Source organism: Mesorhizobium sp. B2-3-13 (genome assembly GCF_006442195.1).
In the GTDB taxonomy this organism is placed as follows: Bacteria; Pseudomonadota; Alphaproteobacteria; order Rhizobiales; family Rhizobiaceae; genus Mesorhizobium; species Mesorhizobium salmacidum.
Map to the genome: position 1 here is coordinate 366,575 of NZ_VFVQ01000001.1, position 25,261 is coordinate 391,835.

The 25,261-nt window shown below is 62.1% G+C and carries 24 protein-coding genes and 2 pseudogenes; 13 read left to right on the forward strand and 13 right to left on the reverse strand.

Translation table 11 applies throughout. The annotated features are described in order from the left end of the window. Window position 1: 1 nt before the first annotated feature. The gene (locus tag FJ941_RS01720; RefSeq protein WP_140502625.1) at window positions 2-1,261 is read right to left on the reverse strand and encodes a sarcosine oxidase subunit beta; all 1,260 of its coding nucleotides are present in this window, start codon (window positions 1,259-1,261) and stop codon (window positions 2-4) included. Window positions 1,262-1,457: 196 nt separating this feature from the next. On the opposite strand from FJ941_RS01720, the gene FJ941_RS01725 reads away from it, so the two are divergent. From FJ941_RS01725 to FJ941_RS01760, 8 genes and pseudogenes are all read left to right on the forward strand, one after another. Then, window positions 1,458-3,947, forward strand: coding sequence for a mechanosensitive ion channel family protein (locus FJ941_RS01725; protein ID WP_140502626.1), 2,490 nt, complete (start codon window positions 1,458-1,460; stop codon window positions 3,945-3,947). A gap of 147 nt (window positions 3,948-4,094) precedes the next feature. Further along, a complete protein-coding gene (locus tag FJ941_RS01730; protein ID WP_027145877.1) occupies window positions 4,095-4,358 on the forward strand; it encodes a hypothetical protein in 264 nt (87 codons plus the stop codon). A 109-nt stretch (window positions 4,359-4,467) separates the two neighbouring features. Further along, a pseudogene (locus FJ941_RS29730) lies at window positions 4,468-4,621 on the forward strand (FkbM family methyltransferase); the annotation flags it as partial. A gap of 151 nt (window positions 4,622-4,772) precedes the next feature. Continuing rightward, window positions 4,773-7,334, forward strand: a complete 2,562-nt coding sequence (locus tag FJ941_RS01740; RefSeq protein WP_140502627.1) for an FAD-dependent oxidoreductase — start codon at window positions 4,773-4,775, stop codon at window positions 7,332-7,334. A 90-nt stretch (window positions 7,335-7,424) separates the two neighbouring features. After that, window positions 7,425-8,273: a DUF1194 domain-containing protein gene (locus FJ941_RS01745; RefSeq protein ID WP_140502629.1), complete on the forward strand. Its 849-nt coding sequence runs from the start codon at window positions 7,425-7,427 to the stop codon at window positions 8,271-8,273. 114 nt (window positions 8,274-8,387) lie between these two features. Beyond that, window positions 8,388-9,338, forward strand: a complete 951-nt coding sequence (locus tag FJ941_RS01750; RefSeq protein WP_140502630.1) for an ABC transporter substrate-binding protein — start codon at window positions 8,388-8,390, stop codon at window positions 9,336-9,338. Window positions 9,339-9,406: 68 nt separating this feature from the next. Then, window positions 9,407-10,180, forward strand: a complete 774-nt coding sequence (locus FJ941_RS01755; RefSeq protein ID WP_140502780.1) for an ABC transporter permease — start codon at window positions 9,407-9,409, stop codon at window positions 10,178-10,180. Beyond that, window positions 10,177-10,962 carry an ABC transporter ATP-binding protein gene (locus FJ941_RS01760; RefSeq protein WP_140502631.1) on the forward strand — a complete coding sequence of 262 codons (786 nt, stop codon included), beginning with the start codon at window positions 10,177-10,179 and terminating at the stop codon, window positions 10,960-10,962. Before FJ941_RS01755 ends, FJ941_RS01760 begins: the two co-directional genes overlap by 4 nt. A gap of 32 nt (window positions 10,963-10,994) precedes the next feature. Here FJ941_RS01760 and FJ941_RS01765 read toward each other — a convergent pair whose 3' ends face one another. Next, complete coding sequence (locus FJ941_RS01765) at window positions 10,995-11,933, reverse strand: GlxA family transcriptional regulator (protein ID WP_263485819.1); 939 nt, start codon at window positions 11,931-11,933, stop codon at window positions 10,995-10,997. Between the two features lie 330 nt (window positions 11,934-12,263). Between FJ941_RS01765 and FJ941_RS28890 the strand changes: the two genes are divergently transcribed. Then, window positions 12,264-12,677, forward strand: coding sequence for a hypothetical protein (locus FJ941_RS28890; protein ID WP_181169688.1), 414 nt, complete (start codon window positions 12,264-12,266; stop codon window positions 12,675-12,677). An 80-nt stretch (window positions 12,678-12,757) separates the two neighbouring features. Here the strand turns inward: FJ941_RS28890 and FJ941_RS01780 are convergent, their stop codons facing one another. Then, a complete protein-coding gene (locus FJ941_RS01780; RefSeq protein ID WP_027145885.1) occupies window positions 12,758-12,943 on the reverse strand; it encodes a hypothetical protein in 186 nt (61 codons plus the stop codon). A 217-nt stretch (window positions 12,944-13,160) separates the two neighbouring features. Here FJ941_RS01780 and FJ941_RS01785 point away from each other — a divergent pair, with 217 nt between their 5' ends. Next, entirely contained in the window at window positions 13,161-14,060 is a 900-nt protein-coding gene (locus FJ941_RS01785; RefSeq protein ID WP_015317416.1) for a LysR substrate-binding domain-containing protein, read from the forward strand. Here the strand turns inward: FJ941_RS01785 and FJ941_RS01790 are convergent, their stop codons facing one another. Together FJ941_RS01790 and FJ941_RS01795 are read right to left on the reverse strand one after the other, a co-directional pair. Beyond that, window positions 14,061-15,014 (reverse strand): alpha/beta hydrolase, encoded by a 954-nt coding sequence (locus tag FJ941_RS01790; protein ID WP_140502633.1) that lies wholly within the window; start codon window positions 15,012-15,014, stop codon window positions 14,061-14,063. A gap of 216 nt (window positions 15,015-15,230) precedes the next feature. Beyond that, the gene (locus FJ941_RS01795; protein ID WP_140502635.1) at window positions 15,231-15,416 is read right to left on the reverse strand and encodes a hypothetical protein; all 186 of its coding nucleotides are present in this window, start codon (window positions 15,414-15,416) and stop codon (window positions 15,231-15,233) included. 295 nt (window positions 15,417-15,711) lie between these two features. On the opposite strand from FJ941_RS01795, the gene FJ941_RS01800 reads away from it, so the two are divergent. Next, entirely contained in the window at window positions 15,712-16,773 is a 1,062-nt protein-coding gene (locus FJ941_RS01800) for an acyltransferase (RefSeq protein WP_246673654.1), read from the forward strand. A 29-nt stretch (window positions 16,774-16,802) separates the two neighbouring features. On the opposite strand, the gene FJ941_RS01805 is transcribed toward FJ941_RS01800, so the two are convergent. The 6 genes and pseudogenes from FJ941_RS01805 to FJ941_RS01835 form a co-directional block, all read right to left on the reverse strand. Next, window positions 16,803-18,932, reverse strand: a complete 2,130-nt coding sequence (locus FJ941_RS01805; protein WP_140502636.1) for an ASKHA domain-containing protein — start codon at window positions 18,930-18,932, stop codon at window positions 16,803-16,805. Further along, window positions 18,883-19,857, reverse strand: coding sequence for a methyltetrahydrofolate cobalamin methyltransferase (locus FJ941_RS01810; protein ID WP_027145888.1), 975 nt, complete (start codon window positions 19,855-19,857; stop codon window positions 18,883-18,885). Before FJ941_RS01810 ends, FJ941_RS01805 begins: the two co-directional genes overlap by 50 nt. 82 nt (window positions 19,858-19,939) lie before the next feature. Continuing rightward, the gene (locus FJ941_RS01815) at window positions 19,940-21,031 is read right to left on the reverse strand and encodes a methylenetetrahydrofolate reductase (protein ID WP_027145889.1); all 1,092 of its coding nucleotides are present in this window, start codon (window positions 21,029-21,031) and stop codon (window positions 19,940-19,942) included. Next, window positions 21,028-21,624, reverse strand: coding sequence for a methylenetetrahydrofolate reductase C-terminal domain-containing protein (locus tag FJ941_RS01820; protein WP_140502637.1), 597 nt, complete (start codon window positions 21,622-21,624; stop codon window positions 21,028-21,030). Before FJ941_RS01820 ends, FJ941_RS01815 begins: the two co-directional genes overlap by 4 nt. Next, a complete protein-coding gene (locus tag FJ941_RS01825) occupies window positions 21,617-21,919 on the reverse strand; it encodes a virulence factor (protein ID WP_027145891.1) in 303 nt (100 codons plus the stop codon). The genes FJ941_RS01820 and FJ941_RS01825 overlap by 8 nt, the downstream gene beginning before the upstream one ends. A gap of 407 nt (window positions 21,920-22,326) precedes the next feature. Continuing rightward, window positions 22,327-22,900: pseudogene (locus tag FJ941_RS01835) on the reverse strand (DUF4893 domain-containing protein). A 91-nt stretch (window positions 22,901-22,991) separates the two neighbouring features. On the opposite strand from FJ941_RS01835, the gene FJ941_RS01840 reads away from it, so the two are divergent. Continuing rightward, entirely contained in the window at window positions 22,992-23,462 is a 471-nt protein-coding gene (locus tag FJ941_RS01840) for a hypothetical protein (protein WP_246673655.1), read from the forward strand. A gap of 4 nt (window positions 23,463-23,466) precedes the next feature. Here FJ941_RS01840 and FJ941_RS01845 read toward each other — a convergent pair whose 3' ends face one another. Further along, window positions 23,467-24,096 carry a DUF1638 domain-containing protein gene (locus FJ941_RS01845; RefSeq protein ID WP_140502782.1) on the reverse strand — a complete coding sequence of 210 codons (630 nt, stop codon included), beginning with the start codon at window positions 24,094-24,096 and terminating at the stop codon, window positions 23,467-23,469. A 63-nt stretch (window positions 24,097-24,159) separates the two neighbouring features. Here FJ941_RS01845 and FJ941_RS01850 point away from each other — a divergent pair, with 63 nt between their 5' ends. Beyond that, window positions 24,160-24,300, forward strand: a complete 141-nt coding sequence (locus tag FJ941_RS01850; protein WP_140502638.1) for an entericidin A/B family lipoprotein — start codon at window positions 24,160-24,162, stop codon at window positions 24,298-24,300. 87 nt (window positions 24,301-24,387) lie between these two features. Here FJ941_RS01850 and FJ941_RS01855 read toward each other — a convergent pair whose 3' ends face one another. Further along, a complete protein-coding gene (locus FJ941_RS01855) occupies window positions 24,388-25,086 on the reverse strand; it encodes a B12-binding domain-containing protein (protein WP_140502640.1) in 699 nt (232 codons plus the stop codon). Window positions 25,087-25,261: the final 175 nt, after the last annotated feature.

Here is a 25,261-nt window from a genome sequence, read left to right on the forward strand (position 1 = left end):
CCTAATGAAGCCGCGGGTTCGCGCCCTGGCCCTTGTCGTCGATCACCAGGCCGCGATGAAATCGGTCCAGCGTGAAAGGGGCGTTGAAATCGTGCGGCTGGTCCTTGGCGATTGTCCAGGCAAAGCACCACCCGGAAGCGGGCGTCGCCTTGAAGCCGCCATAGCACCAGCCGCAATTGAGATACATGCCGGGCAGGGGCCCGATGGTGATGATCGGCGAACCGTCCATCGACATGTCGCAGACGCCGCCCCAGGAGCGCAGCATGCGCACACGCGTTAGGCCCGGGAAAAGCGCCAGCATCTCGCTCATCACTTCGTCGACGATGGGCAGGTTGCCGCGCTGGGCGTAGCTGTTGTAGCCGTCGATGTCGCCGCCATAGACAAGGCCGCCCTTGTCGGACTGCGACATGTAGAAATGGCCCATGCCGAACGTCACGACCGTGTCGATGAAGGGTTTCAGCGATTCGGTGACGAAGGCCTGCAGCACATGGCTCTCGATCGGCATTGTCTCGACGCCGGCCAGTTGCATGACGCGGCCGGTGCTGCCGGCCACCGCGACCGCTACCTTCTTGGCCCTGACATCGCCGCGCGATGTGGTAACGCCGGTGATGCGGTCGCCGTCGCGCAGGAAGCCGGTGACCTCGCAATTCTCGACGATGTCGACGCCGCGCCGGTCGGCGCCGCGTGCATAGCCCCAGGCGACCGCATCGTGCCGGGCGGTGCCGGCGCGCCGCTGCATCAGGCCGCCAACCACCGGAAAGCGTGCATCATTGGAGATATCGAGCGCCGGGATCAGGCGCTTGATCTCGGCTGGCGTCATCAGTTCCGCATCGACGCCGAGATGGCGCATGGCGTTGCCGCGTCTTGCGTAGTCGTCGAACTGAGCCGGCGTGTGCGCCAGGTTCAGGCAGCCGCGCTGCGAGAACATAACGTTGTAATTGAGTTCGTGCGACAGGTTCTCCCACAGCTTCATCGAATGTTCGTAGAAGCGGGTATTGGCGGGCAGGAGATAGTTCGAGCGAACGGCCGTCGTGTTGCGGCCGACATTGCCGGACCCCAGCCAGCCTTTCTCCAGCACCGCGACATTGGTGATGCCATGTTCCTTGGCTAGATAATAGGCGGTCGCCAGGCCGTGACCGCCGCCGCCGATGATGATGACGTCGTAGGATGCCTTCGGATCCGGCTTGCGCCAGGCCGGCTTCCAGTCCTTGTTTCCCTTGAACGCGTTCGCGAGCAGCGAAAGGGCTGAGTACTCTGCCATGTGTAAGGTGTCCGTTGCGGCGATGCGGCAGACTATAGAGCAGGGGGCTGATAGAAAGCCAATATTGCGCCATCGCCTTTCGACTGGCCGACGCTTGATGAGTGCGATCGTCGCGGTGACTTGCCCCATGATATGGCCGTCTTTATCAAGGACAGGCTTTTGAATGCCTTTGCCGCCCGCGAGTCGCCGATCCATCATGTTTTTTCGATTGCTTCGCTTCATTCTGGTCCTGGCGCTTGTCGTTGCGGCGCCGCTGTCGTTCGAGGCGGCGGCGCAAGGCGTTGGCCAGGCGCCCGCCGGACTGGTCGCCGACCAGCAAAAGATCATCCAGGGCCTGACGACCAAGGCCGACAATTTCGAGAAGCAGACACAGCAGGATGGCGAGGACGACAGCAACCTCGTCGATATCCGCCTGCAGCTCGAGGAATTGTCGCGGCAATCGCTGACCAGCGCGCTGGCGTTCCGCACGCGCCTGGGCGAAATCAACAGCCGGCTCGAACAGCTCGGGCCGCCGCCTGCCGCGGGCCAACCGGCGGAGCCCGACATCGTCAGCGGCGAGCGCCAGGCGCTGACGTCCGAAAAGGCGGAGATCAACGCGGTCATCGCACAAGCTCAGACCTTGTCGATCCGCATCAGCGGGCTGATCGACAAGATCGGCAACATGCGCAGCGCGCTGTTCCGGAATCTGTTGACCAAGCGCTACGTACTCTCGGACGCCTTGAGCCCGCAGGTGTTTTCCGATGCGCGCGACGAGTTCGGCAATTTCTACAAGGCGGTGTCGTCCTGGCTGAGCTTCGCCATCAAGTTCAAGTTCCAGGCCATCCTGGCGGCAACCTTCGTGGCGCTCGGCCTCGCGCTGGTGCTGCTGGTCGGCGGGCGGCGCCTGTTCGGGCGGGTGTTCGAGGCCGACTCCAGCAATGAGGACCCGTCCTATCTCAGCCGTCTTTCGGTGGCGTTCTGGTCGACCTTGCTGCCGACGGTGGCGGTTGCCGCCTTTCTCGGCTCGACGATCTTCTTCTTCAACTATTATAATGTTTTGCGCGGCGATATCGGGCTCTTCCTGAATGCGCTGGCGGCCGTCATCGGCGTGGTGTTTTGCGTCAATCGGCTGACCAACGCTGCGCTCGAGCCGCGCCTACCGAACTGGCGGCTCATTCCCGTCGAAACCGGCCCGGCGCGCTGGCTGGTGCGGCTAGCGACAGCCATGGCCGTGGTCATCGGCGCCAACTATTTCCTGTCGATCGTCAACGACAAGATGGGCTCGCCGCTGTCGCTGACCATCGCCCGCAGTTTCGGAGCCGCCATAACCGTCGGCGTCATCCTGATGCTGATGGCCATGCTGAGGCCGTTCAGGGCGCGTGACGGAAGCTGGCGACCATGGCCGGCATGGCTGCGCTATACATCGCTCGCCCTTGGCCTGTTCACCATCGTCGCGGCGCTGCTCGGTTATATCGGCCTTGCGCTGTTCGTCTCACAACAGGTCGTGGTCACCGGCACGGCGCTGATAACAGCCTATATCGGCTTCCTGTCGGCGCAGGCGATCGGCGAGGAGGACGCTTTCGCCAACACGTCGGTCGGGCGCTGGCTGTCGGCCAATTCCAGCTACGAGGACACCGCGCTTGACCAGCTCGGCCTTGTCGTCAGCATCGCCATCAACGTGATGATCGTGCTGGTGTTCCTGCCGCTGATCCTTTTGATGTGGGGCTTCCAGCCTGGCGATATCGAAGCGTGGGCGTACAAGCTCGCAACCGGGATCAATATCGGTTCGGTGACGATTTCGGTCACCGGCATCCTGTCGGGCATCGTCGTCTTCGTCGTCGGCTATTTCCTGACGCGCTGGTTCCAGGGCTGGCTCGACGGCTCGGTCATGGCGCGTGGCAAGGTCGATACAGGGGTGCGCAACTCGATCCGGCTGGCGGTCGGCTATGCCGGCGTTGCTCTTGCGGCGCTGGTCGGTATTTCGGCGGCCGGCATCGATCTCTCCAGCCTGGCACTGGTCGCCGGCGCTCTCTCCCTCGGTATCGGCTTTGGCCTGCAGAATGTCGTGTCCAATTTCGTCTCCGGCCTGATCCTCTTGGCCGAGCGGCCGTTCAAGGTCGGCGACTGGATCGTGGCCGGCGACGTCAGCGGCACGGTCAAGAAGATCAGCGTGCGCGCCACCGAGATCGAGACTTTCCAGCGGCAGTCGGTGATCCTGCCCAATTCGAACCTGATCAACAATGCCGTCGGCAACTGGACGCACCGCAACAAGCTCGGCCGCATCGACATCAAGGTCGGCGTCGCCTATGGCAGCGACGTCAAGCATGTCCACGCCGTCCTGCTGGAGATCGCGCGCAGGCATCCGCTGGTGCTGAAGAACCCCGAGCCGTTCGTGCTGTTTTCCAATTTCGGACCCGCCGCGCTCGAATTCGAGATTCGTCTGTTCCTGGCCGATGTGATGAACGGCAACATCGTGCAGAACGACGTCCGCTTCACCGTGCTGGAGAAATTCGACGATCAGCACATCGAAATCCCTTCAACGCCTCGCGCGGTCGTCGAGGCCAAGAAGCACGTGGCATGGCCGACCGATGACGACAAGATCGAGGCCGATTTCGCCGAACAGCAAGAGGCTAAGGCGCAAGCCGAGGCCGAAGCGAAGCGTCAGGCCAAATCAGGCCGCAGGACACGCAAGCCCGATCCGGATTAGATTGGAGGCGTTGCACGTCGCCAAGACCAATTGCGGCATGAATGCGGCATTCAGTTGCGGTTCAGCTTCCATCTCATATAAGCTCCATGCAAAGGCGAAAATGCCTTGTGAAATGCAACAGAGGCGGTGGGAACACCGATATTGCAAATGTGGAAGTCTCTCGTCGCCGCAGTGGCTTTGCTCGCCGTGAGCGGCTCCGCCCATGCCGCAAGCGCGGTCAACAAGGACGCCGAGACGCGCACGCTGGTCGTGACCGAGGGCGGCAGCAAGACCGAGCTTGCGCTGGCCGGCGGCGAAACCGTCGAGTTCTGCCAGAACGGTTGCTTCGTCACCTTGCCCAATGGCGACCTCGAAGCCCTGACCGGTTCGGAAACCGTCGAGATTTCCGGCGGTGTCGCCCGCATCAAGTAATCTCGGTGGCATGATTGGAAAGGCCGGGCGTTTGCTCGGCCTTTTATCATTTCCGGTAGCTGTCTAACAATGACGCTGAAAATCCCGCCGCGTCAGCCGTTTGCATCGTGTGTTCGAGCAGCTCGACCTCAAGCGCTATGTCCCGGCATGATCAAGGTCGAGGTCGGCGCGCCGCCCTGTAGATAGGCCAGGTCGTGGTCAAGCTGAAAACGGCGGGCTACCAGCTTGGCTTCCAGGCCCAGGACGTGTGGGCGTTTGCCTGATGGGTAGCTGTTTTCCCTGATTTGGGAAGGGTCGCGCCGCATCTTTGGCGTGTCGCAAACAGGCGGTAGCGCCGTGCCCGTGGCCTGCATATTGTGCGCCGATCAAGCGGGCGCCGACGCCGCCCGCAACAGCATTCTGGAGTCGCGGGCAATGGCAGAGTTTCCGAAAAAGGCGAAGGTCGTCATCATTGGCCTCGGCGGCATTGTCGGCGCATCGATCGCCCATCATCTGATCGAACGCGGCTGGGACGACATTGTCGGCATCGACAAGTCGGGCATCCCGACCGACATCGGCTCGACCGCGCATGCGTCGGACTTCTGTTACACCACCAGTCATGATTTTCTGTCCTGCTGGACGACGCTCTATTCCATCGATTTCTACGAGAAGATGGGCCACTACGCGCGCGTCGGCGGCCTTGAGGTCGCCCGTGTCGGCGACGACGGCCGCATGGACGAGATCAAGCGCAAGATCGCTTCGGCCAAGGCTTTCGGCACGCGCGCCCGTTTGATCGAGCCCGCCGAGATCAAGGAAAAATTCCCGCTGATCGAACAAGACCTGGTGCAGGGCGGCCTGTGGGATCCGGACGCCGGTCTCGTCATTCCGCGCTCGCAGACCGTTGCCGGCAAGCTGGTCGACCAGGCCGAAGCGTCCGGCAAGCTCAAATCCTTCGCCAACACGCCGGCGAAGTCGCTTGTCGTCAAGGATGGCCGCATCAGTTCCGTGGTGACGGACCGCGGCACGATCGAGGCCGACTACGTCATCGTCTGCGCCGGCATCTGGGGCCGGCTGATCGCCGAGATGGTCGGCGAGGACCTGCCTGTCATGCCGATCGACCATCCGCTGACCTTCTTTGGCCCGTACACGGAGTTCGCCGGCACCGGCAAGGAGATCGGCTGGCCGCTGCTGCGCGACCAGGGCAACTCGGCCTATATGCGTGACACTGGCGATCCCAAGACCGCCGAGGGCGGCCAGATCGAATGGGGCTATTACGAAGAGACCAATCCGCGCCTCTGCCATCCGCGCGACCTGCTGGAGAAGGACCAGGCGCGGCTGTCGCCGTCGCAGCGCGATCTCGACATGGAGCAGATCCTGGCGCCGCTCGAACGCGCCATGGAACTGACGCCGATCCTGGGTGAACTCGGCTATAACGAAAGCCATTCGTTCAATGGCCTGCTGCAGGTGACGGCCGATGGCGGCCCATCGATGGGCGAAAGCCAGAAGGTGAGGGGGCTTTGGTATGCCGTCGCCATCTGGGTCAAGGACGGCCCGGGCATGGGCAAGCTGATCGCCGACTGGATGACCGACGGCCGCACCGAGATCGACCACCACGCAATCGACTATGCGCGCTTCTATCCGCACCAGACCAAGGAACAGTTCATCTGGGATCGCTGCACCGAGACGGCGATGAAGGTCTACAATCCGGCTGTGCATCCGCGCGAACCCTTCTCCAAGGCCCGCAACATCAGGCGTTCGCCGTTCTGGGAGCGCGAGAAGGAACTCGGCGGCTATTTCATGGAACTCGGCGGCTGGGAGCGCGCCCACGGCTACGCCGCCAACGAGCATCTGCTTGAAAAGTATGGAAACCGGGTGCCGGTGCGCGAGAACGAATGGGACAACCGCCATTTCTGGCGCGTCTCCAACGCCGAGCATCTGGCGATGAGCGAGGATTGCGGCATCGTCAACCTCTCGCATTTCTCCATGTATGATATCGAAGGACCCGACCATGTCGCGCTGCTGGAATGGCTGTGCGCGGCCAAGATCGGCGGCGACAACAACATCGGCAAGGGCATCTACACCCACTTCCTCGACGAGGAAGGCATGGTGCGCGCCGACTTCACCGTGATCCGCATGGCCGACCGCTGCCGGCTGATCGACGGCGCCGACGCGGGGCCGCGCGACTTCCAGTACATGCGCCGCACGGCTCAGGACAAAGGTTTTGATGTCACCATCACCGATGTGACCGAGAAGTACGTCACCATCGGCATCTGGGGGCCGAACGCGCGGGCGACCTTGCAAAAGGTGGTCGAGAACCCGGATGGGCTTTCGCCGGAGAATTTTCCATTCGCGGCGATCAAGCCGGTCAGGATCGGCGGCAAGGACGTCACCGCGTTCCGCATCTCCTATGTCGGCGAGCAGGGCTGGGAACTGCATATGCGCTACGAGGACGGTCTGGCCGTCTGGGACGCGCTGCGCTCGACAGGCGTCATGCCGTTCGGCGTCGAAACCTATGCCAACACCCGTCGCATGGAGAAGAGCCTGCGGCTGCAGAACGCCGACCTCTTGACCGAGTATAATCTGCTCGAGGCCGATCTTGCCCGACCGAAGGTCAAGGAGAACGATTTCTGCGGCAAGGCGAAGCATGTGGAGTATCGCGAACGGGCGCACCAGCCCGCCATGCTGTGCACGCTGGTGATGACCGAGAATACGGACTCCAAGGGTGTTGCCCGTTATCCCGTCGGCATCATGCCGGTGATGGACCCCGAGAGCGGGGATACACTGGTCGACGAACTCGGCCGCCGCTCCTTCACAACATCGGTCGCCTATGGCCCGACCATCGGCAAGAACATCGCGCTCGCCTATCTGCCCTGGGCCTATGCCCAGGAGGGCCGCAAGCTCACGGTCGAGTATTTCGGCGAGACTTATCCGGTCGAAGTCGCCAGCGTTGGCTACAAGCCGCTTTACGACCCGGAGAATCTCAAGCCGCGGAGCTGATCGCCCGCGGCCGGGCTCGCTGTTGGATCAGCGCGGCCACGGCCGGGCTTTTCTCTTTTTCGGTGGGCGATTCTGGCTTAACCTTGCGCAATGTCTGGTTTGCCCTGCGCGAGACATCTGCTTTCGGCCACTGCCGCACTGGCGCTGACGCTCTGGCTGGCGCCGAGATCCCACGCCGACGAGCCGGTCGATGTCGAGCTGGTGCTGGCGGTGGACGTTTCGCTGTCCATGTCGGCGGAGGAGCTGGAGATCCAGCGCCATGGCTACGCGGCGGCGCTGACGCATGACAATGTGCTGCAGGCGATCGCCGATGGCGCCTATGGCAAGATCGCCGTCACTTATGTCGAATGGGCCGGCACCGGCTGGCAACACGTCATCGTGCCGTGGACGGTGATCGCAAGCCGCGCCGACGCCGAGCGGGTGGTGGCGCAAATGTCGGCCCAGCCGCTCAACAGCGCACGGCGCACCTCGATCTCCGGTGCATTGGAGTTCGGCAGCGATCTTTTCGCCGAAAGCGGCTACCAGGGAACCAAGCGCGTCATCGACATTTCGGGCGACGGGCCGAATAACCAGGGCGCGCCGGTCAATCTCGTCCGCAACGGGGTGGTCAGCCAAGGCATCGTCATCAACGGCCTGCCGCTGATGACCCGGGGCGGCTTTTCCGGCGTCTATGACGTGAACGATCTCGACCGCTACTACAGCGACTGCGTCATCGGCGGCGCCGGTGCCTTCATGATCCCGGTCAATGACTGGACACAATTTCCCGAAGCCATCCGCCGCAAGCTTGTGCTTGAGCTTGCCGGTCCGGCGTCACCCTATTGGGTGGCGGAGGAGGCGGACTATCCGCCAGTGGAGCTGGCGCAGGACAAGCCCGCCGCCGACTGCCAGGTCGGCGAGAAAATGTGGCGCAACCGCAACTGGATGCCCGACAGCAGGTAGAGCAATTCCAAACCGGGTTGCCGGCTGCTTTGTGCGCAAACACGTTCCTGTTGATTGACAAGCCCATCGGCCTCTGTGAACAATTTCCCCCAGAAAAACAAAAGGGGAACTGACATGAACAGGATAACCGTCTTTGCCGCGACATTGACGCTTGCCGCGGGGTTGACCGCGCCGGCGATGGCCGCCACGTCACTCACCATCGGCATCAGCGGCTGGACCGGATTCGCGCCGCTGACACTCGCCAAGCAGGCAGGGCTGTTCGAGAAGCATGGCCTCGACGTGACCTTGAAGAAGGTGCCGCAGGCCAGCCGGCCGCTCGCCATCGCCAGCGGCGACCTGCAATGCGCCGCCACCACGGTCGAGACCTGGCTGGTCTGGAACGCCAGCGGGGTGACCACCAAGCAAATCTTCCAGCTCGACAAATCCTATGGCGCCGACGGCATCGTCGTGCGCAACGACATCAAGACCGTCGCCGACCTCAAGGGCAAGAATGTAGCGTCCTCCGCGCCGGGAACGTCGCCCTATTTCATGCTGGCCTGGGTGCTGAACAAGAACGGCATGTCGACCAAGGACGTGACGGTCGTCAATCTCGAGCCTGACGCGGCGGCGCAAGCCTTCCTCGCCGGGCAGAATGACGCGGCCGTCACCTACGAGCCCTTCATCTCGGCCGTGCGCGACAAGGCCGACCAGGGTCATATCCTGGCGACCACGCTCGACTATCCGATGGTTCTCGACACGGTCGGCTGCACGCCCGAATTTCTCAAGGCTAATCCCGACGCCGCCAAGGCGCTTGCCGACAGCTATTTCGATGCCCTCGAGATGATCAAGAAGGATCCGCAGAAATCCTATGAGATCATGGGCGCCGACGTGAAACAGTCGGCCAAGGAATTCGAGGATTCGGCGAAGTACCTGAAATGGGCCGACAAGGCCGCAAACAAGCAGTTCTTCACCAAGGAATTCCAGGACTTTTCCAAGACCGCCGGCGACCTGCTGCTGCAGATGGGGCTGATCAAGGAGGCGCCCGACGTCGCCACGCTGGCCGACACCAGCGCCGTGGCGAATTGACGGTTCAACCCTTGGATACCGTGCGGCGGCGCAGTGCGCCGCCACTTTCCCGCTGACAAAGGATGAAGATGCGCCCCTTGCATCCTGTCTCACCGAGCCTGCGAACAGTGCTCGGTATCTCCTTCTTCGTGCTGTTCGTGGCCTTCTGGGCCTGGATCACACTTGGCGGCCACGTCAACCGCATCTTCCTCGCCGACCCGCTGTCGATGCTGCGGGACGGCTGGCGGCTGCTGGTCGAGGACCGTTTCTGGCTCGACATACTGATCACCATCTGGCGGGTCTTCGGCGGTTTTGTGCTGGCCTCGGTCGTCGCCGTGCCGCTCGGCATCGCCATGGGCGCCTGGAAACCGGTGGAAGCATTTCTGGAACCCTTCGTCTCCTTCGCCCGCTACCTGCCGGCCTCGGCTTTCATTCCGCTGCTCATCCTGTGGGCCGGCATTGGCGAGCTGGAAAAGCTGCTCGTCATCTTCGTCGGCTCGGTGTTCCAGGTCATCCTGATCATTGCGGTCAAGGTCGGTTCCACACGGCGCGACCTGGTCGAGGCCGCCTATACGCTGGGCTCGACCAACAATGGCATCGTCAGGCGGGTGATCATGCCGGCCAACGCGCCCGAGATCGCCGAGACGCTGCGGCTGGTGCTCGGCTGGGCCTGGACCTATGTCATCGTTGCCGAACTGATCGGCTCGTCGTCGGGCATCGGCTATATGATCATCAACAGCCAGTCACGGCTGGCGACCGGGCAGATCATCTTCGGCATCATCGTCATCGGTCTGATCGGGCTGTTGTCCGATTTCGCTTTCAAGGCGTTCAACCGCTGGCTCTTTCCATGGAGCCTGGCGTGAGCAAGCTTCTCATCGAGGGCGTTGCGCGCACCTTTGCCGGCGTGCGCGGCGGAGAGCCGGTCAGGGCGCTGATGCCGGTGGATCTCGCGGTCGCGGCAAATGATTTCATCACCATACTGGGGCCGTCCGGTTGCGGAAAGTCGACGCTGTTGAGGATCGTCGCCGGCCTGGAAGCGCCAAGCGAAGGTCGCGTTCTGCTCGACGGCAAGGCGGTGACGAGACCCGGGCCGGACCGCGGCATGGTCTTCCAGTCCTACACGCTTTTCCCATGGCTGACGGTCGCCGAAAACATCGCTTTCGGCCTGCGCGAACGCGGCATGGCCGAGGAGGAGAGGGACGGGATCGTTGCCTCCTATGTCGATCTCGTCGGGCTGAAGGGGTTCGAGAATCATTGGCCGAAGCAGCTTTCCGGCGGCATGCAGCAGCGCACGGCGATAGCGCGGGCACTGGCCAACGATCCGGAAATCCTGCTGCTGGACGAGCCGTTCGGAGCCCTCGACAACCAGACGCGCGGGCTGATGCAGGAATTGCTGCTCGGCATATGGGAACGGCGCAAGAAAACGGTGCTGTTCGTCACCCACGACATCGAGGAGGCGATCTTCATGGCCTCGCGGGTCATCGTGATGACGGCGCGGCCCGGCCGCATCAAGTCGGATGTCGCCATCGACCTGCCGCATCCGCGCCACTACACGCTGAAGACCAGTCCGGAATTCTCGGCGTTGAAGGCACGGCTGACCGAGGACATCCGCGTCGAGGCGATGCGGACCGCAGAGGTGCACTAACCGTTCACGGCTCGGTCGTCTGCGGTTTGGGGTCAAGCCGCCAGCAACTGCTTGCGGTCCACGCGCTCCTGCTGCGGCGAGCGGGCGTAGAGCTCGCGGTAGCATTTCGAGAAATGCGAGGCCGAGACGAAGCCGCAGGCGACCGCCACCTCGACCACCGGGAGCGACGACTGGATCAAGAGATGCCGGGCGCGGTCGAGGCGGATTTCGAGATAGTAGCGGGCTGGGGAGCGGCCCATCTCGGTGCGGAACAGGCGCTCGATCTGGCGGCGCGACAGGTCGACATGGTCGGCGATCTCGATCAGCGACAGCGGCTCGGACAGATTGGCCTCCATCAGTTCGATGATGGTCAGCACTTTCGAGTTCTGCACGCCAAGGCGGGCGCGCAGCGGCAGGCGCTGGCGGTCGGTGGGGCTGCGCACACGGTCGGTCAGCACCTGCTCGCACACGCGGTTGACGAGGTTCTCGTCGAAATCGTCGCCGATCAGCTTCAGCATCATGTCGAGCGCGGCGGTGCCGCCGGCGCAGGTGTAGATGTTCTGGTCGATCTCGAACAGGTCGGCAAAGACATTGGCTTTCGGGAAGGCCTCGGAAAAGCCCGGCAGGTTTTCCCAATGGATGGCGCAGCGCTTGTTCGACAACAGCCCGGCGGCGGCCAGGATATGCGCACCGGTGCACAGACCGCCGACTGCGACGCCGCGGTTATATTCCTCGCGCAGCCAGGCAAAAGCCGACTTGTTCTGATAGCGCTCGACATTGGTGCCGCTGCAGACGATGGCCATGTTCGGGCGGTCCGGCCCGGCCATCTTCTTGCGTTCCTCCTCCAGCGAGGTGTTGACCGCACACTCCACGCCGTTGGAGGCGCGCACCGGCTTGCCGTCAATGCTGGCAAGGCGCCAGCGATAGGCCTCGTAGCCGAGCATCCGATTGGCGGAGCGCAACGGGTCCAGCGCGGTCGCAAAAGCGATCATGGTGAAATCGGGAACAAGGAAGAACACAAACGACCGCTTGATCGGATGCTTGACGGCGTTCACGGGGAACCTCATCTGGCCATGACGCGAACAGGATGTCGCGAATAGCATAGCGTCATCAGGAAAAACCATTCCTGTCAATCGGCTAGGCGGCTTTGGCAAGATTAAATTTGCGACATGGGTCGCAAATGGGCAATCGCAGCGCGGTGCTGCTCAAACCAGGCCACCGTCAGGTTGTGAAAAGGTGATGGAAGCGCAACAGATAAACGCCGCCTCGGCGGAACCGAAGCGGCGGCTGTCAACTCTGAAGCCGTGGCAGGGAGCGCGGCTGTGGAGGTATCAGGCGACGAAGCCGAGACGCGCCGCAGCCATGGCCCCGGTCTGGCCAGGCATGGTGTTGGCGAGGCGCTGACGCTCGAGAGCGGTGGTCAGGTTCATTTCGCGGCGAGCGAAGAGGCGGGCAAAAAGCTTCATGATCATCTCCAATCGGTTGCTCAGACGGGTCGCCTTCGCTTGATGGAGTGGGGCAGCTCGTTTGCTGACGGGGATATAGGCTTGTGTAAGCAGAAACTGAATCGCAAAAGCGAAGCGCTTGATATGAAAAGCGACACCGACTGCAACAGATTTGGGCAGGTTGCAGGTATTGTGCCCAATATTTACGAATATTTACAGTTGGTTGGCTTCAAAAAAGAGCTGCTATGCGGCTTGCTCATATGCGCCATGCAGCGGCAGCATGGCTGCTGAATTCGTTTGAATACAAATAAAATAGAGAAGGCCTGCCGGGCGGGTTGCGCGGCAGGCCTTCAGCACGGGGTACACACGATCTACTTTGCTCCAGCCCAGGATCCGACGCCATTGCGAATGCCGGTCTTGGTGTCGGAAGCTTCCGGCCAGCCGATATCCTTCTGCAACTCGATCGGCAGGGAACGGATGGCGCGTTCGGTCTGGTAGCGGGCGCGGGCCGCGTTGAATTCGGTCGCGATGCGGCCGAGGGATGAGAGGATAGACATTTCGATCTCCTTTGCTGCGGCGCGGAGGCGCCGGCAATGCATTACGTCAGGTCTGTTTCAGCTACATTACACGTCGAATGCAGGTCTGCGCCGTAGTCGTTTCGTGGCCGCTTTGGCAGCATGCTGCTTCGATGGAGTTGACTATGCTCCTGATCTGATGTTCAATCAAACGAAATGGAATGATGTTTTGTATCAGAAAAATTGAAGGTCGATCGTCATGAACGCCCCACTCAATCATCCGCTGCCGCTGCTCGACCTCGACGTTTTGCGCACCTTCGTGGCGATTGCCGAGACCGGCAGCTTCACCACCGCGGCCAATGCGGTGTTCCGGACCCCGTCGGCCGTCTCCATGCAGATCAAGAAGCTGGAGGATATTCTCGGCCGCTCGGTGTTCGCGCGCGATGCACGTTCGGTGACGCTGACCACGGACGGCGAAATGCTGCTCGGCTATGCCCGGCGGCTGTTGTCGATCAACCGCGAGGTGGTGTCGAAGTTCATTATCCCCGATATTGTGGGCGTGGTGCGGCTTGGCTCCCCGGATGATTATGGCGAGCGCGTGCTGCCGCATGTGCTGAAGCGTTTCGCGCAGTCGCATCCCTCGATTGCCGTCGACGTCACCATCGACCAGAGCAGCAATCTGCGCCGGCGCATGGACGACCGCGCGCTCGACATTACGCTGTTGACGAACTCCTATAAGACCAGCGCGCTTGGCGCCGAGGTGCTTTTGACCGAGCCCATCGTGTGGGCCGGCGCCAAGGGCGGCTGCGCGCATCTACGCGAACCGCTGCCGGTCTCATTGTGGGAAGAAGGCTGTGCCTGGCGGGCCGGTGCGCTCGAGGCATTAGGCCGCGAGGGCCGCAACTATCGCGTCGCTTACATGAGCGCCCATACCGCAGGCCAGCGAGCCGCGATCATGGCAGATCTTGCGGTCGCGCCGCTGCCGCGATCGTTCCTCGGCAACGACATGGTCGAACTCTGCCCGAAGGACGGCATGCCCGATATCGGCACTTACAATCTTGCCATGGTGGTGGCGCCGGACGCCAGTGCGCCGGTCAAGGCCGTCGCCGACCACATCCGCGCGACTTTCGAAGTATTTAGGGAAACCGGCAAGTTCTGATCATCCGGGATAGTCGGACCGAAGGCGCTGCTCCGCCGCGTCTGCGGAGGCGGCGATCGGCGAAGGGCTCTGGCTCAGGAAAGCAACGATGTGTTGGCGCGCGCGCCGCGCTTCCGGCATGTCAATCAGCGGCCAGACGTGGAACATGCCTTCCTCGTAAACCAACTCCACCTCGACACCGGCGGTGCGGGCTTTTTGTGCAAAGATCAGATTGTCGGGCGTGAGAAGATCGCGGGAGCCCGTCAGGAGCAATGTCTTCGGCAACACCGACAGATCGCCATAGACCGGGCTGATGCGCCAGTCGGTCGGATCCATACCGGCACTATAGAGCCGGATCGCCTCCCGCCCACCGGCAATGCCCAACCATGGATCGTTCCGCTCCGCCTCGAATACTTCGGGGTTTGCGAGCGAGACGTCGAGGCCGGGTGAAATCAGCACATGGCGCGAGGGCAGGGGCAGGCCCGCTTCCGCGGCCATCATGGTCAGCACCACGGCCATGTTGCCGCCGGCGGAATCGCCCATGAAGATGATGTCTTCCGCCTCTGTCTCCTCGAGCATCCGGCGATAGACAGCGCCGACCATGCCGAACATGGCGTGGAAGTTGTGCTCGGGGGCGATTGGATAGATCGGCACGGTGATGCCGTAGCCCAGCCGGTCGGCCATGTCGGCGATCAGATACCAGTGATAAGGCGTGATCTCAAAGACATAGGCGCCGCCATGCAGGTAGAGTATCTGCTTGTGCTCTCCGGCCCTGGGCGCGATTTCGTAGACCGGAAACCCGTCAACGCTGCGCGTCTGGATATCGTAACGCTGCTGCAGCAAGGCCGGCGGACGGTGATCCTCGGTCTTGCGCGCGGCCGCTATCCAGCGCTGCAGGTTTTCCGGGCTGGAAAAGGCCTGCTTGCGGCTGTGCCTGAGCACGAAGGACACGACGTGGCTTTTCAAACTTGGCATGCGGATACACGGACTTCGGCGGCAGCCGACTAAGAGAATTCCCCTTCATTCTTGAAGATCGTGCCCTGGCCAAAGATGTCAAGATCAGCGCCTTGTCCACACGCTGGTGTGATCAGTGGCGCGGCAGAAGTGCCGCGCGCAGCCGGTTGCGGGCCGTCGGGGACGTGCGAGGTCCCCGGCGAAGGCCGAGCAATTTGCATTTGTCGGTGAAGGTCATCAGCGCGTCGTACCCAGAAGCAGCGAGGCGAGCGTGGCCTGCGGATCGTTCGGCGGCGATGCCGGCCACCCGATGTCCTTCTGGACATGCGCCGGCAAGCTGTTCAGCGCGCGGATCGCCTTATTCCTGGCATGAGCTTGCCTGACGGTCACACCGAAGCGGCCGAGACTTTCGAACATCGACATTTTCATCTCCCTTGAAGAACGGCAGTGGCCAAGGACTTCTCGGCCGCCGTTCGATGCGGGGTAAATGCGCCTGCCATGTATCGGATGGATTTCGCGGAAATAGCGCGTTCGTTTCCAGATCGGCCTAATCTGGAAACATTGCATACAAATGAGTTTTCGAGGCGCCGAAGTCGTTTTCAGGTCCCAATAAATTGGACGTCCTCGGGCGGTGGTGCGCTGCGAATCGAATAGAAAATAGTTGACAAGTCGCCCCGCAACTGCCTGTAATTGTGCAGCGCAGCAGCAGAAGTGTGCGTTGCAGCACAACGCGGAAACCATGACTGGGGTCATCGTGCCGAGTATCCACAGCATTCAGTATCTGCGGGCGCTAGCTGCGAGTGCTGTGGTCTGCTTCCACGTCAGCGAGCAGTTCGACGGCCCGTTCTCTGTCGGTGCCGCCGGGGTCGACGTCTTCTTTGTGATCAGCGGTTTCATCATGTGGGTGACGACGGCGAGCCGCCCGGCGGATCCAGTGGGCTTCATCGGCCGCCGGATCACCCGCATCGTGCCGCTCTACTGGATCGTCACCTTCATGACTGCCGCAGCCATGCTGATCAAGCCACAGTTTTTTTACGATCAGTTGCTCAGCCCGCTGAGTCTCGGCCGCTCGCTGTTCTTCTTGCCGCTTCTGCAAGACGGCGCATTGCATCCCGTCGTCCTCCAGGGTTGGACGCTGAGCTACGAGATGATGTTCTATCTCGTTTTCGCCTTGACTCTTTTTCTGGGCGAACGATGGCGTCTGGGCGTGCTCGTCGGCAGTCTCACCATCATCGTCGCGCTGCATTTTGTCTTGCCCGACGGATATGCGCGTTCCTTCACCAGCCCAATCGTGCTCGAATTCGCTGCCGGCGTCATTCTCGCACGCCTGTGGCTCCAGGACGTTAGGCTCTCGTTTGGGCTGGCCCTGACGCTGCTTAGTGGTGGGTTTCTTCTGCTCGCCGTCATCCCGTTGGTCGACGCCGATATGCCGCGCGTATTGCGCTGGGGCATCCCGGCCATGCTGATCGTGGCGGGTGCGGTCTTTGCCGAACGCGCTCGGCCGTTCAGGCCTGTGGCCTTGTTCAGTTTCCTCGGCGAAGCCTCCTATTCGATCTATCTTTGGCACGCCCTGGTCGCCGTCGCGGTGACGGGCATCACCTTGCGGCTCGGCGTGCTGCCGGCATTGCAGCCGGCGCTGATCGTCGTTCTCAGCCTGGTGTTCTCGGCGATGCTTTATCCGGTCGTTGAAAAGCCGCTCATCCGGGCGCTGCACCCCTCACGCCCCAAAGGCGTCAAGCGCGGAAAAGAGACCCCGCTTACCCAGGCTGCAGACACATGAATCCGATCGCAACGGCCTGAAGCGGTTTGTCAGTCGCGGCTGCGCCGTGCGGCGTGGCCTTCGCGCGAGCGCCTTCGCGGTGCTGAATCTCCGGCGATGCCATCCTCGCTGACCGTCTTGCGTGGCGGCAGTTTCACCGCCGCCGACAGTTTCGGGAAGGGATCGACCTTGTTGGGCAACGCCATGGCATAGACGAAATGCTCCTGGAATTTCGGCTCCAGCGCGGTCTCGATCTTCTCGATCTGGCTCACCGTCTCCTCAATCTCGCGACGATAGCCGCGATTGAGCAGCGCCATACGGGCACCGGCGCCGGCGGCGTTGCCGACGGCCGAGACCTTGTCGAGATCGCAATCGGGGATAAGGCCGAGCACCATGGCGTATTTCGGATCGATGAAGGAGCCGAACGCACCGGCGAAATGGATGCGGTCGACATGCTCGGTGTTCTGCTTTTCCATCAACAGCTTGGTGCCGGCATAGAGCGCCGCCTTGGCAAGCTGGATGGCGCGTACGTCGGTCTGGGTGATGGTGATCTTGGGTTCGCCTTCCTTCAGCACGTAGGAGAAGGTGCGGCCGTTGGCGACGACGCGCGGCGAGCGCGCGGCCAGCGAACCGTCGACGACACCATCCTCCGAGATGATGCCGGCGAGATACATTTCGGCGACGATCTCGATGATGCCGGAGCCGCAGATGCCGGTGACGCCGGTCGCCTGCACGCTGTCGAGGAAGCCCGGTTCGTCGGACCACAATTCCGAGCCGATGACGCGGTATTTCGGCTCCAGCGTGTCGGGATCGATGCGCACGCGCTCGATGGCGCCGGGCGCAGCCCGCTGGCCACCGGAGATTTCGGCACCTTCGAAGGCCGGACCGGTGGGCGAGGAGGCAGCCACGACACGCGCGCGATTGCCGAGTACGATCTCGGCATTGGTGCCGACATCGACGATCAACATCATCTCGTCCTGGCGATGCGGGCCTTCCGACAGCGTCACCGCCGCCGCATCGGCGCCGACATGGCCGGCAATACAAGGCAGCATATAGAGGCGCGCGCCCTGGTTGAGCTTCAGCCCGATATCGGATGCCTTGATGCGCACGGCGCCCGAGACGGCAAGCGCGAAGGGGGCTCCGCCGAGTTCGGTCGGATCGATGCCGAGGAACAGGTGATGCATGATCGGATTGCCGACGAAGACGGAATCCAGGATGTCGTTGCGCTGGACATTGCCTTCCGCGCAGACCTTGTCGACGAGGCCGGAGATCGCCTCGCGCACGGCCACCGTCATGCCTTCGCGGCCATCCGGGTTCATCATCACATAGGAGACGCGGCTCATCAAATCCTCGCCAAAGCGGATCTGCGGATTCGACGTTCCGGACGAGGCGGCGACGCGCCCCGACAGCAGCGATACCAGATGCATGGCGATGGTGGTCGAGCCGATGTCGCAGGCCAGCCCATAAGCCTCGTTCTTGAGGCCCGGCCACAGCGCGATGACGCGCGCGATGTCACTGTCGGCATCCTTGTGGATGGCAGCGGTAGCGGTCCAGTTGCCCTTGCGCAATATGCCTTGCACCTGCGGCAGCAGATAAAAGTCGAATTCGAGGTTTTTAAAGCCCCAGTCCTTCATCAGCGCGATCTTGAGCCGGTCCAGGTCGCCTGATGGGTTGTGCATGTCGGGCTCTTCGATCTCGACATAGCACATGCGGATCGCCGTATCGCGGGCGATCACCCTGGTGTCGGCATCCTTGCGGATGGTCTGCGCGTTGATGACGGTGTCCTGCGGCACGTCGATGACGAGATCACCGAGGATCTGCGCCGAGCAGGAGAGGCGGCGCCTTTCGGGCAGGCCGCGCACGCGTTCGTAGCGCTCTTCCTTGGGACCTTTGGGCGAGATGTGGTCGTTTGAGGAGGTGATCTTGTGCTTGGCGAAATTGCCTTCCTGCACCTCGATCTGGCAGCGCCCGCAAGTGGCGCGTCCGCCGCACACGCTCTCGACATAGACGCCGAGCTGGCGCGCGGCGTCGAGCACCGGCGTGCCGACAGGGAACCGCCCGCGCTTGCCTGACGGCATGAACAGCACGAGCGGATCGGTAATGTTTGCAGGTGAATTCACGATTGCGCGCTTATCCCCGGCCCATCCGGGCTTCACGACCGCCGCGCCGGCGGCTGCCATTGCCGCCGCCTTCGCCCGGTGCATTGACCGCTGTCGGCGCCGCCACCGCGTGGCCGCCTTCGGCCGGCTTGTAATCCTTGTAGGTCTTGATCCATTTGGTGCAGTTCTCGTCGGTGCCGTTCAGCACGTTGGCGCCGCGCACGGCTTCCATTTCCTGCGGCCGCACCGGGTTCATGATCGCCGAAGTCATGCCGGCGCCGATCACCATCGGGATGAAGGCGGCGTTGATGCCGTGGCGGTGCGGCAGGCCAAACGAGATATTCGACAGGCCGCACGTGGTGTTGACCTTGAGCTCTTCGCGCAGGCGGCGCAGCAGCGCGAACACCTGGCGGCCGGCATCGCCAAGCGCCCCGATCGGCATGACCAGCGGGTCCACGACGACGTCGTGCGCCGGGATGCCGAAATCGGCGCAGCGCTGCACGATCTTCTTGGCGACGGCGAAGCGCACGTCCGGGTCCATCGAAATGCCGGTCTCGTCGTTGGAGATGGCGACGACGGGCACGTTGTATTTTTTGACCAGCGGCAGGATGGCTTCGAGTTTTTCCTCCTCGCCGGTGACAGAGTTGACCAGCGGCCGGCCCTTGGCGACCTTCAGCGCGGCCTCGATCGCGGCACTGACGGAACTATCGATCGACAGCGGCAGGTCGACCAGGCCCTGGACGATTTCCAGCGTCTGCACCAAAAGACCAGGTTCGGTTTCGTTCGGGTTGACCGAAGTGACGCCGGCATTGACGTCGAGCATGGTGGCGCCGCAGGCGGCCTGCTCCAGCGCGTCCTTGATGACGGTCTCGAAATTGCCAACCACCATCTCGGCGGCGAGCTTCTTGCGGCCGGTCGGGTTGATGCGTTCGCCGATCACGCAGAAGGGCTGGTCGAAGCCGATGATGATTTCTCGTGTCGCCGAGGCAACGATGGTCCGGGTCATGAAATCTCTCCGTCGTGATATAAAGAGTTCTTTATATCGTTATCTCTTGTCGATCAAGCGAATGGTGGTCGTTCCGCGCGGGTCAATGCGCGGTCTTCACCATATCCACCTGGGTTTCGGTAATCTCGTCGTGCAGGATATGGTCCAGCCGGTCGGCGACCATCTGGTCGTCGCGGCGGATCTCACGCTTCCATGGCTGACGGCCCTTCAGCACACCCGATTCATCGACGATCTCGGCGACATATTCCTCCTGGCGATAGGCCATCACGTGGATGCCAGAGACGCCGGGAATTTCCTTCACCTCGTTGATGATGTCGGTGCAGAGCTGCTTGCCTTCCTTCTTCTGGTCCTGGGCGCCTTCCAGCCGCTTGATGATGGCGTCAGGGATATGGATGCCGGGCACGTTGGAGCGGATCCATTTTGCCGTCTTGGCTGAAGCGAGCGGGCCGACGCCGCACAGGATGAACACCTTTTCAGTGTGGCCGAGATCGCGGGCCTTCTGCATGAAGGTCTTGAACATCGGCACGTCGAAGCAATACTGCGTCTGCACGAACTGCGCACCGGCGGCGATCTTCTTGCCGAGATGGATCGGGCGAAAGTCGAAGGGCGGCGCGAACGGATTGACGGCAGCGCCCAGGAACAGCTGCGGGGGCGTCGTCAGCTTGCGGCCGGACAGAAACTTGCCGTTGTCACGCATGATGCGGCAGGTCTCCAGCAGAGACATGGAATCGAGATCGAACACCGGCTTGGCGCCCGGCTGGTCGCCGGCCTGCACGCCGTCGCCGGTCAGGCACAGCATGTTGGCGACGCCCATCGCAGCACCGCCCAGCACATCGCCCTGGATGGCGATACGGTTCTTGTCGCGGCAGGCGATCTGCATGATCGGGGCGTAGCCCATGCGGGTCAGCAGTGCGCAGATGCCGACCGACGACATATGGCAATTGGCGCCGGACGCGTCGACCGCGTTGATGGCATCGACCCATCCGTCGAATATCTTCGCCCTGTTATAGACATCCTCGGGATCGGCGCTGTCGGGTGGGTTGAGCTCGGTGGTCACCGCGAATTCGCCGCGCCTGAGCACGCGCTCCAGCCGGCCGCGCGAGGTGTGGCCGGGCAGGGGATCGAGCGGCAAATGGATGCCGGCCGGATTTTCATCGAGCTGGCGGCCGATCATGCGGAGGCTCCGGTCTTCGCGGCAGCGGCGGCTTCACGGGCTGCCGCGGCCTGCGCGGTCACCCGCAGCCAGGCTGAAGTTTCGCGCAAGGACTGGTCGACCGGCTTCTGCACGGTGAGGATCCTGTCGGAATTGACCATGTTCTGCGAACCTTCCCAGGCCTTGACCCAGACGCAGGGCATATCGGGCTCGACCTCGCAATTGCCGTTGGCGCGCACGCCTCCGCAGGGGCCGTTGCGCAACTGCTTGGGGCAATTCATCGGGCACGACATGCCGGTCGAGGACAGGATGCACTGGCCGCACATGCGGCAGTCGAACATGAAGCCCTTGACGCGCTTTTCAACGAATTTGATTGGAGCCTCGACGCGGCCGTAGCCGATACCCTTCCACAAGGGATGCAGCAGCAGGAACATGTCGGCAAAACGGGCATAAAACCATTCGAGCAATCGCGAGTGCCGAACAGACCATAGTCTCACCGCGAACGAGCGCTGCACGCGGCGCTGTGGCGACACGTCGGCTGGCTTGTAGTCGGATTTCGGCGCGGCCTTCTTGACCAGCGTGGCCTGGGTAACCGCCGGGTTCTCGTCAGACATTTTCTTTTCCGCCCGCCTTGACCAGAGCGACCAGCCGCTCGCGGTCGTATTTCGTGTCGAGCTCGTGGAATGCCTTTTCGACCTCGGCTTCGAGATCGTCACCGACCGGAACCGGTTCGGCCTTGCGCCATTCGGCGAGATAGTCGTCAGTGCCACCGGCGCCGGTGCGCATGGCACACATGTCGATCGCCTCGGTGAAGCGCAACGGCAATTCGCGCTTGGCGTTCTGCCGGCCTTTCCTGACGATGACCTGGGCAGGGATGTCGCGCCAGTAGACGACGATAAGATCGGCCATGAATTCTCGCTCCTCGATATTCCGAGCATTGCCGAAAGCGTCGCAAGGCTGCTTGTTATGGGACGACGCGCGCGCATTCAAAAGCGACGCATTTGGATGTCGTAAAATGAAAGGGGGGTTTATTCGTTTGCGACCTATGTCGCGACGGGGTCAATGCAGCAGGAATGGCGGCGAAGTTTGCGCTGTTCCCGACGCTGGATGCGTTATCAGATGCCGGTTCTCAGCCCTCCAGACGTAGAACCAGATCGTTGGGTGGTACCATTGTTTCGATAGCAGCCCTGGATCGAACGTCGCGACGCCGCCATTGATCTTGCCATGCTCCAAGGACCGGCTGATGTGGCCGGACTTTAGGGCAGGCGGGTTAATCCTTGGTATGCCGGAAGCCTACCACGGCATGAAGACCCCGGTCAGCGCTTGAACTCCATGATGTCGAGCTTCGATTCGTAGTAGGGCGCGGGGAATTCGATGCGCCATTCCTTGGCGCTGTTGCGGAAGGCGTAACCGACCTGGTCGGTTTGCGGGCCGCTGCCATAGGGCTTTGCCAGGTCGTCGTTGACGGAGCCGGAGCCAAGATAGATCGAGCGCTTGTCGCCGTCGTCGAAGAAGCGGCCCTGGGTGCGCTGCGAACCGCTGATCTTTTCCAGCCGCCAGCCGGAGCCATCATCGGTGACCCTGCATTTGAACCAGCCATAGATCACGAGCGGGCTCGGTCCGCCGATCTTGATCGTGCGGCACCGCCAATTGCCGGTGAGATCCTTGTCGGAGAAGGCGACCAGCGGCTTGCCCAGCAGCGTGTCGAGTTGCTTGAGCTCGGCGGGTTTGCCCGCCTTTGCCTCGGCGAGCGCCGCCTTGCGGGTGTCCATATTTGTCGAGCCGCGCCTTGTCGGCGGCGGTGATCAGTTTCTGCACCTGACCGTCGGCAAAGGCGGGCAAAGCGCAGCAGAGCAGGCCGACAACGGCAAGCAAGGGGCGGAGGTTCATCAAAGGATTCCCTGTTTTTGTCTGGGCTAACTTACCGGGTCGCTGGCGCCTGTCATCCGTGCTTAACAGGGTCACGGTCGAAATTCATGGTGTGACGAATGCGAATCTTGCTCACGGGGTCGTCGGGTGGCTGGGTGGTGGTGCTGCGCGCACGGCACGTTTCTTCCCCGAGCCCGACGACATGGCGCATGCGATCGAGCAGTCGGACGCCAACACCAAGGCGAACGAACTGCTGTTTCGGCGGCTGACGGTGGACGACGCGGCGCAGGCGCATGTCGCGGCATTGGAGAAGGCACCGGAACTCGGCTTCGACATCTTCATCGTCTGTGCGCCAACGCTGTTCCAACCCGACGATTGCGCCGACTTGATCGCCGACGCTCCATCGGTCGTGGCGCGTTATTTTCCCGAATTTCCGGCACTTTATGCGCGCAAAGGCTGGACGATGTTTTCCTCGATCGACCGGGTCTATGACGCGTCACGGACGAGGGACAGGCTGGGCTTTGCCTGCAGGACAAGTTTTGCCGACGTGCTGGCGGCGCTGGCGGCCGAAGACGGGACCTGAGCCGTCAGGCGTTCGCGGCCGCCCGCGCCAGGCCTGGCGTCAGGTCGCCAAAACCGGTGGAGCGGCGCTCATAGGCAAGGCCAAGGAGGGCAGCGGCCTTTTCCGCGACCTTGTCGAGCTCGGGGTCATCGGTCTGCGCGAGATAGATCAGCTTCTGGTAGTTGCCGAAATAGTCCTTGATCAGCTCCGGGTGCTTGTCCAGGCCGAGCGGCTTCATGAAGAAGGCATCGAATTGACGGCACAGGAAATCCGTCATGTAGAACGACATCATGTCGTCGTCGCCGACCTTGTCGTAGGCCTCCATGCCTTGATAGAAGGCGAAGCAATGCGGGCCGGCCATGCGCTCGACGCCATGCTTCTCCAACACGCGGTCAAGCAGGCCGCCAGTGCCGCAATCGGCATAGCCGACGAAGATGTGCTCGTAACCTTCCGCCTTGGCCCTCTCGATCGCCTTATCCATGGCTGGCGCGATGCGGTCGGGATAGAAATGAAATTCCGCCGGCAAACACGTCAATTCGAGGTGATCCAGCCCGAGCCGTTCCTTGACGGCCAACACCTCGCGCGCAATCATCCCGCAGGCGATGACGAGCAGCCTGTCGCTTTGATTCGGTTTCGTTTTCTGTGTTTTGGCCATGGGATCAGTCAAGCCGAGCTTCGTTGCTGTAAGCTAATTTATCTATTGAGGGAGACACCGTCCATGAAACTGCTACGCATCGCACCGATTGCCATTCTTGCCAGCGTCCTGGCCCTTACGGCTTGCGCGAACACCGTCCGCGGCGTCGGCAAGGACGTCAAATCGACGGCCAGGGCGGTCAAGGACACCGTCACGAAGCCCTGATCCGCGGGCGGCCTTCCCATCATCTGGGAACAAAAAAGCCGCGCTGCAAGGCGCGGCTTGTTCTATTGTCCATGCCGGATTGTCCAATCAGGCCGAAGCACGCACGTTGTGCTTGCGCTTCATAAAGTCCTTCGCGGTCTCGACCGCCACCGCGGCGTCGCGGCAATAGGCGTCGGCGCCGACGGCCTTGCCGAATTCCTCGTTGAGCGGCGCGCCGCCAACCAGCACGACATAATCGTCTCGAATGCCCTTTTCCTTCATCGTGTCGATGACGACCTTCATGTAGGGCATGGTGGTGGTGAGCAGCGCCGACATGCCGATGATGTCGGGCTGGTGCTGCTCGATCGCATCGAGATATTTCTCAACCGCGTTGTTGATGCCGAGGTCGATGACGTCGAAGCCAGCACCCTCCATCATCATACCGACGAGGTTCTTGCCGATGTCGTGGATGTCGCCCTTGACGGTGCCGATCACCATCTTGCCCTGTTTCGGCGCGCCGGTGGCGGCGAGCAGAGGGCGCAGGATGAACATGCCGGCCTTCATCGCATTGGCCGACAACAGCACCTCGGGAACGAACAGGATGCCGTCGCGAAAATCCTCGCCGACGATACGCATGCCCTCGACCAGCGCCTCGGTCAGCACCTTGTAGGGCACCCAGCCGCGATCGAGCAGGATGCGCGTGCCTTCCTCGATTTCTTCCTTCAGACCGTCATAGAGATCGTCGTGCATCTGCTGCACCAACTCGTCGTCGGAAAGTTCGGAAAGGATGATCTCGTCGTCGGACATTTTAATCCAGCTCCTCACGGCATCGCGACTGTGTCGCAAGGCACAAAATAATGGCGTTCATACCTAACCCGCAACGGGCGGGTATCCATAGCTGATTTGCGACTTCCCGCAAAAGGAAAGCGACTGGAAAATCTATCGGATTTCTTGTCGATTTTGCGACAGGCGTTGGCGCGGA

Coding starts and splice junctions, on each gene's coding strand:
- FJ941_RS01750 (WP_140502630.1), top strand. CDS start 8,388: ATGAACAGGATAACCGTCTTTGCCGCGACATTGACGCTTGCCGCGGGG.
- FJ941_RS01745 (WP_140502629.1), top strand. CDS start 7,425: ATGTCTGGTTTGCCCTGCGCGAGACATCTGCTTTCGGCCACTGCCGCA.
- FJ941_RS01720 (WP_140502625.1), bottom strand. CDS start 1,261: ATGGCAGAGTACTCAGCCCTTTCGCTGCTCGCGAACGCGTTCAAGGGA.
- FJ941_RS01780 (WP_027145885.1), bottom strand. CDS start 12,943: ATGTCTATCCTCTCATCCCTCGGCCGCATCGCGACCGAATTCAACGCG.
- FJ941_RS01755 (WP_140502780.1), top strand. CDS start 9,407: ATGCGCCCCTTGCATCCTGTCTCACCGAGCCTGCGAACAGTGCTCGGT.
- FJ941_RS01845 (WP_140502782.1), bottom strand. CDS start 24,096: ATGGCCAAAACACAGAAAACGAAACCGAATCAAAGCGACAGGCTGCTC.
- FJ941_RS01785 (WP_015317416.1), top strand. CDS start 13,161: ATGAACGCCCCACTCAATCATCCGCTGCCGCTGCTCGACCTCGACGTT.
- FJ941_RS01815 (WP_027145889.1), bottom strand. CDS start 21,031: ATGATCGGCCGCCAGCTCGATGAAAATCCGGCCGGCATCCATTTGCCG.
- FJ941_RS01790 (WP_140502633.1), bottom strand. CDS start 15,014: ATGCCAAGTTTGAAAAGCCACGTCGTGTCCTTCGTGCTCAGGCACAGC.
- FJ941_RS01725 (WP_140502626.1), top strand. CDS start 1,458: ATGTTTTTTCGATTGCTTCGCTTCATTCTGGTCCTGGCGCTTGTCGTT.
- FJ941_RS01795 (WP_140502635.1), bottom strand. CDS start 15,416: ATGTCGATGTTCGAAAGTCTCGGCCGCTTCGGTGTGACCGTCAGGCAA.
- FJ941_RS01730 (WP_027145877.1), top strand. CDS start 4,095: ATGTGGAAGTCTCTCGTCGCCGCAGTGGCTTTGCTCGCCGTGAGCGGC.
- FJ941_RS01820 (WP_140502637.1), bottom strand. CDS start 21,624: ATGTCTGACGAGAACCCGGCGGTTACCCAGGCCACGCTGGTCAAGAAG.
- FJ941_RS01740 (WP_140502627.1), top strand. CDS start 4,773: ATGGCAGAGTTTCCGAAAAAGGCGAAGGTCGTCATCATTGGCCTCGGC.
- FJ941_RS01765 (WP_263485819.1), bottom strand. CDS start 11,933: ATGATCGCTTTTGCGACCGCGCTGGACCCGTTGCGCTCCGCCAATCGG.
- FJ941_RS01850 (WP_140502638.1), top strand. CDS start 24,160: ATGAAACTGCTACGCATCGCACCGATTGCCATTCTTGCCAGCGTCCTG.
- FJ941_RS01810 (WP_027145888.1), bottom strand. CDS start 19,857: ATGACCCGGACCATCGTTGCCTCGGCGACACGAGAAATCATCATCGGC.
- FJ941_RS01805 (WP_140502636.1), bottom strand. CDS start 18,932: ATGGCAGCCGCCGGCGCGGCGGTCGTGAAGCCCGGATGGGCCGGGGAT.
- FJ941_RS01825 (WP_027145891.1), bottom strand. CDS start 21,919: ATGGCCGATCTTATCGTCGTCTACTGGCGCGACATCCCTGCCCAGGTC.
- FJ941_RS01855 (WP_140502640.1), bottom strand. CDS start 25,086: ATGTCCGACGACGAGATCATCCTTTCCGAACTTTCCGACGACGAGTTG.